The following is an 11,160-nucleotide window of genomic DNA, read 5'->3' as shown; positions in this document are numbered from 1 at the left end:
CCCCCACCCCCGACCCCTCCCCACTGCGCGCGACGCGCGCGGGAGGAGGGGAGAAGAAAGGGCGCGCCTCTACACCGTCGCTTCCGGCAGGCGGGTTTTGGCTGACCCAAACACCTCGCCAAACGCCTGCCGGAGCGCGATATCGACGTCGGCGGTGGTGACGGGTAGGCCGAGATCGGCGAGGCTGGTGACGCCATAGCGGGGGTCGACCACCCCGCAGGGCACGATGGAATCGAAGTGCGTCAGATCGGGTTCCACGTTGATCGAAATGCCGTGGAACGAGACCCAGCGCCGCAACCGGACGCCGATGGCGGCGATCTTGTCCTCATGGCCGGCGCCCTTGTCCGGGCGCCTGACCCAGACGCCCACGCGATCCTCGCGGCGCTCGCCGCGCACGTTGAAGGCCGCGAGCGTCCGGATGATCCATTGCTCGAGACCCGCCACATAGGCCCGCACGTCGGGCTGCCGTCGCTTCAGGTCGAGCATTACATAGGCCACGCGCTGGCCGGGGCCGTGATAGGTGAGCTGGCCGCCGCGCCCGGTGGCGAACAGCGGAAACCTGGGATCGAGCAGGTCGGCATCGCGGCCGCTGGTGCCGGAGGTGTAGAGCGGGGGGTGCTCCAGCAGCCAGACCTGTTCGGGCGCCTGATGGGCGGCAATGGCCGCGACCCGCGCCTCCATGGCCGCAACGGCCTCCGGATAGGGCACCGGGGCGTCCGCGATCAGCCACTCCACCGCGCCGCCGGCAGGGCCGGCAAACGCCGTCAAATCGAGGTTTTCGCGGTCATTAACCATTGGCTAACCATAACGTGGTGATCTCGAATTACGCAATTTTGCAGTCGTCAGTCAGTCCGGGTCCCCAGTGCCAACCCTCGATAAAGTCAGCGTCGACCTCATGGTGGTCCTCGGCACCACCACGATGCCCATCCATCAGGTCATGCGCCTCAGCCGCGGCGCCATCATCGAACTGGACGCCACCGAGGCGGACGAGGTCAAGATCCTCGCCAACAACCTGCCGATCGCCAGCGGCGTGGTGCTGGTCGATCGCAACCGCATCGCGGTCGAGGTCAAGCAGATGCTGCCGAAATCGCCGGGCACCCGCTAGGCCGCCTCTATCCAGCCTTCCGGGCCGGAATTCCCCTGTCTTTCCACAGCTTTCGGCGGGACTGAATGAAGCGCCGGCAGGCCTTGTCCCCCCACCCTTGATTTGTTACATCCGCGCCGTTGATCCGGTCCTGGACCGGGTTCGGCCGGATTCTGTGCCGAACTGAAACTAGCGCTCGTGGCGGAATTGGTAGACGCGCTGCCTTGAGGTGGCAGTGAGTAAAATCGTGGGGGTTCGAGTCCCTCCGAGCGCACCACGACCTCGCCTGCCTCGATGGCGCAGGTGGCTGCACCGACCGCGAAGTTTGTGGCGGCTGAGAACGTTCCAGGCGCGGGTGAACTGGCGGTGTCACTGTCCTGTGTAAGGCTCGCCTCTGGCGCTACACGTGGAAAAGGAAGTTGCTGGCGTGGAGGTTCGCGGCTTGCACGTTCTGCAGCAGGACCGTGTCGTTGTTGTCGATCGTGACCAGCGTGTCGCTGCCCTGCTGGGCCATGGTGACGTCCGTCAGCGCGTGGATGGCACTGAATTGCCGGAGGTCGATCCGGTGGAGCGGAGTTTCGAAATCCGCGATGGTATGCTGCACGGAGCCAGACGACGTGTCCGAGAAGACGAACTGGTCCTGGCCGCCGCCGCCGGTCAATGTATCGTTGCCTTCCGTCCCAAAGATGACGTCCTTGCCGCTGGTGCCCTGCAGCGTGATGCCGGGGCCGTTGCCCGCCTGATTGAAGACGAAATGGACGGTATCCGACCCGCTCGCGCCTGTGACGGTGAACGTGATCATGTCGGTGTCTGGCGGCGTCGCGCCGGGTTCGTAGACGACGCTGCCGATGGCGGTGTTGATTTCGGACAGATCGCCGGACCCCGAAGAGGGCGTGATGGTGCTGCCGAATGCGGTGGCCTGCGCCGCCGTCGCCGACAGCGTCAGGGTTTCTCCCGCGTCGGAATCCGTGACCAGAAGACCGGTGACTGTGGTCGGCGTGTTCGCGCCGCTGGCTGCGACCTGGAACTGATCCGTGTTAATCACCGGACCGCCACCGACATCGTAGGTCAGCAGGATCGCGTCGCCTTGACCGGCAACGTTGCCGCCGCCGGCAAAACTCTTTGATTCGCCGGCGATGTAGAGGTACTGACCGTCTGTGGTAATCGAGTTGAAGGAATCGTACAGCGCGCCGCCATAGCTGGTGGTCGAGATGACGCTGCCGTCGACCGTGCTGATTTCCATCAGCACGCCGTCGGTATTGCCGGAGGCGTCCGTGGTGGAGCCGACGACATAGAGATGGCCGTTGAGCGCGACCGCGCTGTTCAGGTAGTCGGCGCCGGTGCCGCCAAACGAATGGCTCCAGGCCACCGAGCCGTCGGTGTTATATTTTGCCACAAGGTAGTCGTTGCCGCTGCTGGTGACATTGCCGACCGCATAGAGGTTGCTGCCGATCACCGCGGCGCCTTCGAAGTTTCCGGCGGCCGTTTCGACAGTGTCCTTGTAAGTCGCGATCGAGGTCAGATTGTAGTTTGCGGCCCAAACCGCCGCCCTTCCGACGGGATCGCCGGAATGTTCGGTATAACCGACCGCCCAGATCTGGCCGTTGAACTCGACCACGTCGCGGGCAATCGAGAAGCCGGGCACGGGGAGCGGGTCGGCCGCGGCGTCCACCATCGTGCCGCTACTGTCGTAGCGGGCGATGACATAAGCGCCATAACTGGACGGCTGTCCGAAGCCGACGGCATAGAGATAAGTGATGCCGCCCTGTGTTGAGGCGAGAACGTCCTGATAAATCTCGACCCCGGTGTAGCCAAAGAAATGAGTCGTGGAGTAGCCGGTCGCTGGCGCCGGATTGTTGCCCACGCTGCCATTGGCATTGAAGGTTGCCAGCATCGTCTTGACTTCGGCGCCGCCGATGCCGTCTGTCGTCAGCCCGTCGCCGGGATGGCTGGCGCCGACCGCATAGATATGGCTGCCGTCGGCGGCGACGCCGTTGAAGAAGCCGTAGGTCCAGAGTTGAGAGAAATCCTGCGTCGGGGCGGCGTCGGCCGCCGTCGTGAAACTCACTATCGTGGAATTGTCGGACGTGGTCTGGGTTTCCGGCAGCGAATTGTAGGCCAGGTAAAGGTGGCCATTGGCATAGGAGACGTCGGACGCGCCCTGGTCGCCCGAACCGCCGAGGAAGGTTTGGCTGACCAGCTGAATGGTATTATCGACAGACACCGTGACATCATTGCCGGTGCCGCCGACATAGCTGATGCGGTAATTCTGACTGCCAAGCGCGAACGTAGCGCCTTCCGCCAATCCGGCGAAGGTGCCGCTGACTGCATCGACGCCGTCATTGTTGAGGATCGTGAAGCTGCCGCCGGTCGGCGCAAATGAGTTGATCAGCGAGGCCGAGAGCGTGGCGCCGTTCAGCGCCACCGTGCCGGTGACGTAGACCTGATCATAGGTGCCGGCGGTAGCGCCGCCGATTTCGGCCGCGAACGTCGCGCCTGCCTGGAGCGAGAGATTGCCCGTGCTGAGTATGCCCGCGCCGGTGCCCGCCGCCAGCGTCGCGCCGCTCTGCACGACAACCGCGCCGGTGATGCCGTTGCCGTCCAGTACGCCGCCGGTCTGTACGGTGACCGCGGAATTGGCGATCGAGCCGTCGACCTGGAGCGTGCCGGCCACGATCGTAGTGGCGCCGGTGTAGGTATTGCTGCCCGCCAGCACCAGCGTGCCGGCGCCGTTGAGTGTGAGCGCGTAGACCCCCGCATTGCCGGCGGTGCCGCCGGAGCCCGACTGGTCGGCGATTGCGTCGGCGATGGTTTGGGTCTGGCCAATGCCGGGCTGGAAGGTGATGGTGCCGGACGCGCCCTGCAGGAACAGGCCGGCGCCGAATGCGCTGCCGGCATTGCCGCCGCTAGCCCCAGCGATGCTGTTGCCATTGACGCTGAGGTTGCCGGTAACGTTCAGGTTGCCGCCGTCCTGGACGAAGATACCGCCACCCATGCCCGCGCCGCCGCCGCCAACCGGTGCCGTCGACGGCTGCACGGTGACGAAAACATTCACGCCGCCGTGGCTGGAAGCGAGCGCCGTGTAGCCACCGCCGGCCCCATACGCATTTTCGCCCCACAGCACCAGACCGGCGCTGACGCCATCCCCATGGGAACCATTCAAAACGATCCAGGGATCCTCGGGCGCCGAGTTCCGCGACAGGACATCGCCCTGGGTCGTCGTCGCCACGCCATTGAGGCCGGCACTGAACGTGATGTTCGGGCCAAAGCTGGAGGTGTAACTGTCGATGATCGTCCGTAGCGTCTGATAGTCGGTGATGCCCCAGTACTGGCCGTCACCGGTGATGAAAAGGATCTGCTGACCCGTGTAGGTCGTGAACGTCGTTTCCCAATCGCTGGTCGTCGAATTCGCCGTCCCATAGCTGTAGGTCGGCTGCAGGTTGCCATTGCCGTTAAACTGGTTCCCGTCAGGCGCCATGTAGGCGATCTGTGTCCAGGCGCTGCTACCGGTATTCGGCGTGCCGGTCGGGGAAACCGCATCGCCGGTCCCGTTGCCGCCCCCGAACCCGCCAGCACCGCCGAGCGCACCTCCGCCGCCGCCGAAACCGCCAGCGCCGCCAGCGATCCCGCCGCTACCGAAGGTTCCAGCGCCGGTGCTCATTCCTCCGAGGCCCGAGCCGGCACCGCCGACGGCCTGGTTGGACTGCACATCCAGGTTGCTGATGGTGAGCGACGCGTGGGAGCTGACGAACAGCGCGCCGCCGAGCCCGGCGCTGCCGCCGCCGCCATTGGCGCCGTCATCGCCCTTCGCCATGGCGTGGGCGATCGTGAGATTCTGGATCGTAGCCGAAACATTGTTCGTGGCGTCGCCGACGTAGAAGCCGCGATAGAGATCGTTGCCGCTGACGGTGATGTGGTTGCTGCCGCCGTCGATCACGGTGCCATTGCCGGTGACAAGCGGAAGCTCGCTCGTCAGCATGATGGTGGAATTGGCTATCGCGCTGCTGAAGGTGATGACCGTCTCGGCATGCGCGTTGGCGAAGGTGATCGCGCTGCGTAGCGTGCCGTCGGCTGTTGAGTCGGCTGTGGAGGTGACAACGTAAGTAGGGCCCTCGGCGACATTGGTGACGTTGACGGTGATGGTCTGGACGTCGGTCCCGCCCGAACCGTCGGAGGCCTGCACCTGGACCGTATAGACGTTGCTGCCGGCCACGCTGCCGGGCGTCTCGAAATCCGGCGCGGTGATGAAGTTGAGCGCGCCGGTACTCTCATCGATCGTGAATTTTGCGGCATCCGGCGAGCCCGCGCCGGTCAGGACCGAATAGCTCGGAGTGTCACCGTCGACGTCGGTCGGCGTCACCGTGGTCACTACAGTGGAGTTCTCCGCGACCGACGCCGATGCGGTGGCGCCGCCGCCGTTCGACGTGATCACCGGCGCGTCGTTGACCGGATTGACGTGGATATCGATGGTCTTGACGGTTGATTCGGTGTCGCCGTTGGCGGTTTCGATCCCGGTGGCGGTCACCGTGAGCGTCAAGTCGCCATTGTAGTTGAGCGGCGGCGTGATCGCGAGGGTGGACAGTGTCCAGCCGGTGATGTTCACGGTGGTGTTGCCGCTCGACGCGGTGAAACTGTGGCCACCTGCACCGTCGGCCAGTGTCGCACCGGCCGGGATGGCAGACACGGCAAGCGCCAGTGTTTCAGAACCGTCGAGGTCGGTCAGGGCCGCAGTGACGGCCGGCAGCACGATCGCGGTATCTTCGTCGCCATTCGCGACAGCCGCTGGCCGCGCGATTGCCGTCGCGATTCCGGTCGATCCATAGGAACTATCATACACTTCAGCGCCCGCCGCGACAGCGTTCGTGGAATCGACTGCCAAATCGAAATTGCGGATGTCACTGCCGTTCGCCGGGGACTGGAATTCAGCCGATCCGAGTGAAACCGGAATGCCGGACGGAACGCCCTGCCCATTGAAAAAGCGGATCTGCGCCAATTCATCCGAACCACTGAGCACGGTCCAACTCACCGCGAACCCGCCGTTGGGCAACGCCACTATCTGCGGCTCCGTGTCCGACTCGGAATTATCGAGATTGACCTGGATCGGGCCACCGACCGGCAGTCCGTTCACGTCAAACAGGCGCACAAACACGTTCTGATCTGCGTCTGACCCACCCGCCGCGGTGCGCGCCGCATACCACGAAACAGCAAAGCCGCCGCCGGCGAGCGCGGCAATTTTCGGACTATTGTCGGTGATCGCGTCAACGGGATTGACGACCGTCAACGAGCTGACAGCTCCGCCGTTTGCTTCGTAGACGCGGGCATAAAGCTCGCCATTATTGCCCGACCAGGTGATCGCGAAACGACCGCCCGTCAGAACCGTCACCTCCGGCAGATAATCGTAGATCGTATTTTCCGGGCTCACGGTGATTTCAGCGGTCACTGCAGTGCCGGCCGCATTGTAGACGCGAGCGTAAATGTTGCCGTCGAGACTGCCGTCGTCGGCGCGATCCGCATACCAGGTGACGACAAAGCCGCCATTGCTCAGCTGGGATATCTGCGGACCGCTGTCGTACCAGGGGTTATTGTTGCTGACGACAATCTCGCCGGCAGTTACTGGCGAGCCAGTCGGCGAGAAAACGCGGGCGTAAATGTCGTTATCGGTGCTGCTGTCGCTGTGACTGGTGGAATGCCAGGTTACCGCGAAGCCCCCCCCGGTCAGCGCCGTGACCTGCGGAACCAGATCGTAAACGCTGTTTCCTAGGTTGACGGGAACCTCTCCACCGACACTGTTGCCGGCGGCATCGAAGACCCGCGCATAGATGTCGCTATCGCCGCGATCGGATCGCCAAACGACGACAAATCCGCCACCGGCGAGCGCTTCGACTTTCGCATCCGCATCCGTAAAACCGGAGCTGTCAGTAGCAATGGCAACTGTGGTGTTGACCGGCTGACCGTCAGCATCAAGGAAGCGCGCGAAGAGATCGTAACCGCCCGCGCCATTGCTGCGCGACCATACCGTTACAAATCCACCCTCGGCCAGAGCCGCTATCCTGGGGGAAATTGCTCCTGCGCTATCAATGTATGACAAGCCCGAGGTCAGGCTATCAAAAGTCCCGCTCAGTGTCGGCGCATCCGCCACCGGCGCGATGTCGAGCGTCGCCGAGGTCGCGACCGGCGCCGCGACGCCGTCGGTCACGGCGTAGGAGAACGACACATCGGTGTCGTCGTTCAGCGCCGGCGTATAGCTCCAGGTGCCGTTGAGATTATCGACCAGCGTGCCGTTGCCGGCAGTGATCGCGAGACCGGTCGCGGTCAGGCTCGGGCCGTCGGGATCGGTCGTATTGGCCAGCAGCTCGGCCTGCGTGATCAGCCGCGCGGCGCTGTCCTCGGCGATCGCCGCAAGCGTCACCGCGGCTGAGACCACCGGCGCCTGATTGTCCGCCGCGCCGTTGATGGTGATGGTAACCGTCTGCGATGAGGTGCCGCCGTGACCGTCATCGACGGTGACGGTGTAGGTCTGGGTCAGCACATCGGTTGCCGCGAGATCGTCGAGCGCGCCGTCGGCCACCGCGAAGGTCCAGCCGATCGAGCCGGCGCCGTCGCCGGTCGAAGCGTCGGCGATGCCGGCGGACAGGGTCCCCCGGTAGCCGGCCGTGGCGTTGCCGGCGACCGAGACGTTGTGGATGTCGGCGAGGTCGACATCGCCGAAAGCCAGCGCGCCGGTCGCCTGGTGCGTGACGTTGTTGATTTCGTCGGCGGAATTGTTGACCGCTTCGGTGACCGAACCTGCCTGCGCGGCCGAGGTGATAACCGGCGCGTCGTTGGTGCCGGCGATGGTGACGGTGACGAGCTGACTTGCGGTGCCATCAGAAGAGACAGCGGTGAAGCTGTCGGTGAGGGTGCCGTTGGCGCCGAGCTGCTGGATCGCGGATTGGGTGTTGTCGGCGGTGTAGGTCCAGGTGCCATCTTCGGCGAGCGAGAAGATGCCGTAGGTGGCGGAGGTGCTGGTCTGTGCAGCGAAGGTCGATTGGCCGGCATCGGCGTCGGCGATGGTGAGTTGGCCGGTGGTGACAATATGGCTTGAATTGTCGACCGCCAGGTCTTCTGCGACGTCGCCGGTGGCGACGCCGGCGATGATCGGTATGTCGTTGGTGCCGGTGATGGTGACGACCACGACCTGGTCGTCGGTGGCGTGGCTGGCATCGCTGTCGGTGGCGCGGATGGTGTAGGTCAGTTCGAGCGTCTCGCCCGTGGCCAGGAAGTCGAAGGCCTGCGTGTCGGAGTCGAAACTCCAGTGGATGGTGCCGTCGGTATGGGCATTGTCGATCACGTTGCCGAGATCGACGCTCAGCATCGCCTGCAGCACCGCATCGGTCAGTCCTGCGGGACGGCTGCCATTGCCGCTGCCGCCGACGCTGAGGGCTACGACCGAGGTGGCGACGGTGTTGGTGATGTCGGCGTCGCTGACCGCGAGCGAACCCGAACTGGTGAGCGCGCTGTCGGACTCGGTCAGGTCATGGACGTTGGTGCCTGATGTGCCGCTGGTGTCGGCCACGATATCAGGCGCATCGTTGCTGCCGGTGATGGTGACCGTGATCGGCGTGGAAACGACGCCGCCATGGGCATCATTGACGGTCGCAGTATAGAGTAGCGTCAGGATTTCGTCGGCGGCGAGAAAATCAAAGCTGTTGTCCGGCAGGTCGTAGGACCATGTCACCGAACCATTATTGGCATTGGCACCGGCGGGCGTCAGCAGCAGCGAAGGATGAACCGCTGCGATCGCAGCCAACTGCAGCGCCGTCAGCGCCGAAGTGACGTCGGTATGCGCGGGATTCTGGTAGGTGTACGAAGTGAAATGCGAACTGACGGTCGGACGATCCGTCAGATCGACATCGGTAAAGGTGATGGTGCCGCCGGCATGATCGGGCGGCGTGGTATTGCCGGTGGCGCCGACGAGTTCGACAAAGCCGCCGCTGGTGGCGGTGATGGTCGGGATATCGTTGGTGCCGTGGACGGTCACCGTCAGCGTCAGCGGCACGCTGACGACGCCGCCATGGCCGTCATCGACGATGGCGGTGTAGTTCAGGACCAGCGTTTCGCCGGCGGCGATGAAGTCGAAATTGGCGTCGGCGACGTCGTACGACCACGCCACCGAACCGTTGTTGGTGTTGCTCGCCGCCGGCGTCAGGGTCAGCACCGCCGCGAGCGCGTTCTGCTGCGCTGTCGTCAGCGCCAGCGGCGAGCCGTTGGCCGCAGTGTAAACATAATTCGCGAATGGCGCGGTAACGGTCGGCCGGTCGGTCAGGTCGACGTCGGCAAACGTAATCACACCCTCGGCATGATCGATCGTCGGGTTGCCGGTTCCGAACAGTTCGATAATGGCTGAACCCGTCGCGGCCGCCGTCGGCAGGTCATTGGTGCCGGTGATCGTGATCTTGAACGGCTTGAAGACGACCGTGTTGTATTCGCTGTAATTGGTATCGACCCGCGCCATGTAGGTCAGGGTCAGCGTCTCGCCTTCGGCGAGGAAATCGAGCGCGTGGTCGGCGACGCGGTAGGTCCAGGTGGCTCCGCCGATATTGGTGTTGCCGGGGTCCGCGACCACCGCGAGCGGGACCTCGACCGCCTCGATCGCCGCCAGCTGTTCCAGCGTCAGCGACGACGTGAGGATGATGTCCTGCTGTGCGTTCCGATAGACATACGAATCGAACTGGGCCGTCACCGTCGGAAGGTCTTCGGGATTGATGTCGGCGAAGCGAATGGTGCCCGACACCGTGTCCAGCGCGGCATTGCCTGATGTCAGCAACCGTTCGGTGAAATGGTTGCTGGAAGCGACGAGGTCCGGCGGAATGTTGAGATGAAATCGCGTGTTGCCGCCGTTGGGAGGTGGTGCTGCCGGCGTTTCATATACCAGAGAGATGCGAATGATCGGAAGCTGGTCGATCGGCGTGCCGTCGGGCAGCCTGACCACGAACGTCTGCGGCGTGATCGAATCGACCGGAGGAATGCCGATGAATTTCGGATTGGCGTCGGTGAATTTGAGCGAGAAGATCTCGTTGATCAGCTGTTGCGCATTGGCCGGAATCTGGGCCGACGCGATGAAGGTGACGACGCCCTGGCCGTTGACGATGGTTTGCGTGCCCGGCTGATTCACCGTCGCGATCGGCAGCAACGTCAGCTTGTCGAGCAGGACGTATTCGCCCGACGTGCCGTTCGGCTCGACCAGAATCCGGAACGACACCGGGGGTGCCGCGCCCGGCTGGGGGATGTCGAAGTCGATTTCCACCAGGACCGCGGTGCCGCGAATGCCCATGGTGGCGGTCGGCGTGTCGACCTTCATGTCGCCGCTTTTCGCGGTGGCACCGGCGACGAACGAGATGGTGCCCTGCACCAGCGTCAGCAACGAGGCGTTATTCGATCCGGCCGGGTTATAGATCATCTCGTTCAGCACCATCCTCGCATTGGAGGAGAGACCGAACACGGTGCCGTCGATGAAGGTGATGCCCAGCGCGGAATCGGATCCGGCCTGGACGACGTCGCCCTTGTGGACGTTGTCGCCCACGTTCAGGCTGATGGAAACGCCGTTGCGAGTAGCGGTCGCGCTGCCGGTGAGCTTGGTGACCTGGCCGATGACCTTTTCCGGCGCGATATTGCCGCCGGCCTGCGCGTAGTCGACCTGACCGGCGAGCGCCTCGACGGTCTTGCCGGACAGGTTTGCACCATCGGGGGAGGCCAGGGTGGCCCGGTTCTCGCCGCGGAAGTACTCGCGCGCCACGAATTCCTGGCCGTCTTTCGACAGCACCAGATCCAGGCCCGAGCGCTTGTAGTCGCCGGAAAACAGCAGATGGGCGTCCGGAACGACAATCGTGTCCGGCCCGAGGGTATTGCTTCGAGGATGGACATCGACGGAATAGGACTCGCCCGCCCCGGAGAACGCACCCAGGCCGCTGAACAATCCTGAATCGAATTTTTCGACGTAATTCAAATGGCCATCGCAAAGGTTAATAAGATCATGCCGTCAATATCGCAGCAAAGGAGTATTCTAGCACACGTAATGCAATGTTAACATTACCAAA

Annotated in this window: 3 protein-coding genes and 1 tRNA gene; 2 read left to right on the top strand and 2 right to left on the bottom strand. The window is 63.8% G+C overall.

What is annotated here, in order from left to right:
* Positions 1 to 69: 69 nt before the first annotated feature.
* Entirely contained in the window at positions 70 to 795 is a 726-nt protein-coding gene (gene lipB, locus Q7U29_RS26135) for a lipoyl(octanoyl) transferase LipB (RefSeq protein WP_304746266.1), read from the bottom strand.
* 67 nt (positions 796 to 862) lie between these two features.
* Here lipB and Q7U29_RS26130 point away from each other — a divergent pair, with 67 nt between their 5' ends.
* Both Q7U29_RS26130 and Q7U29_RS26125 read left to right on the top strand, forming a co-directional pair.
* Positions 863 to 1,105 carry a FliM/FliN family flagellar motor switch protein gene (locus Q7U29_RS26130; RefSeq protein ID WP_029584764.1) on the top strand — a complete coding sequence of 81 codons (243 nt, stop codon included), beginning with the start codon at positions 863 to 865 and terminating at the stop codon, positions 1,103 to 1,105.
* 171 nt (positions 1,106 to 1,276) lie between these two features.
* Positions 1,277 to 1,361, top strand: a tRNA-Leu gene (locus Q7U29_RS26125).
* A gap of 123 nt (positions 1,362 to 1,484) precedes the next feature.
* Here Q7U29_RS26125 and Q7U29_RS26120 read toward each other — a convergent pair.
* A complete protein-coding gene (locus tag Q7U29_RS26120; protein ID WP_304746264.1) occupies positions 1,485 to 11,069 on the bottom strand; it encodes a VCBS domain-containing protein in 9,585 nt (3,194 codons plus the stop codon).
* Positions 11,070 to 11,160: the final 91 nt, after the last annotated feature.

Origin of the sequence: Bradyrhizobium sp. (genome assembly GCF_030654605.1) — a bacterium.
Classification (GTDB): domain Bacteria; phylum Pseudomonadota; class Alphaproteobacteria; order Rhizobiales; family Xanthobacteraceae; genus Bradyrhizobium.
The sequence above is the reverse complement of the archived record's forward strand: the minus strand, read 5'-3'. Positions and strand labels throughout refer to the sequence as shown.

Bases quoted from the DNA above. Each gene is read 5' to 3' on its own strand.
- lipB (WP_304746266.1), bottom strand. From the start codon at position 795: ATGGTTAATGACCGCGAAAACCTCGATTTGACGGCGTTTGCCGGCCCT.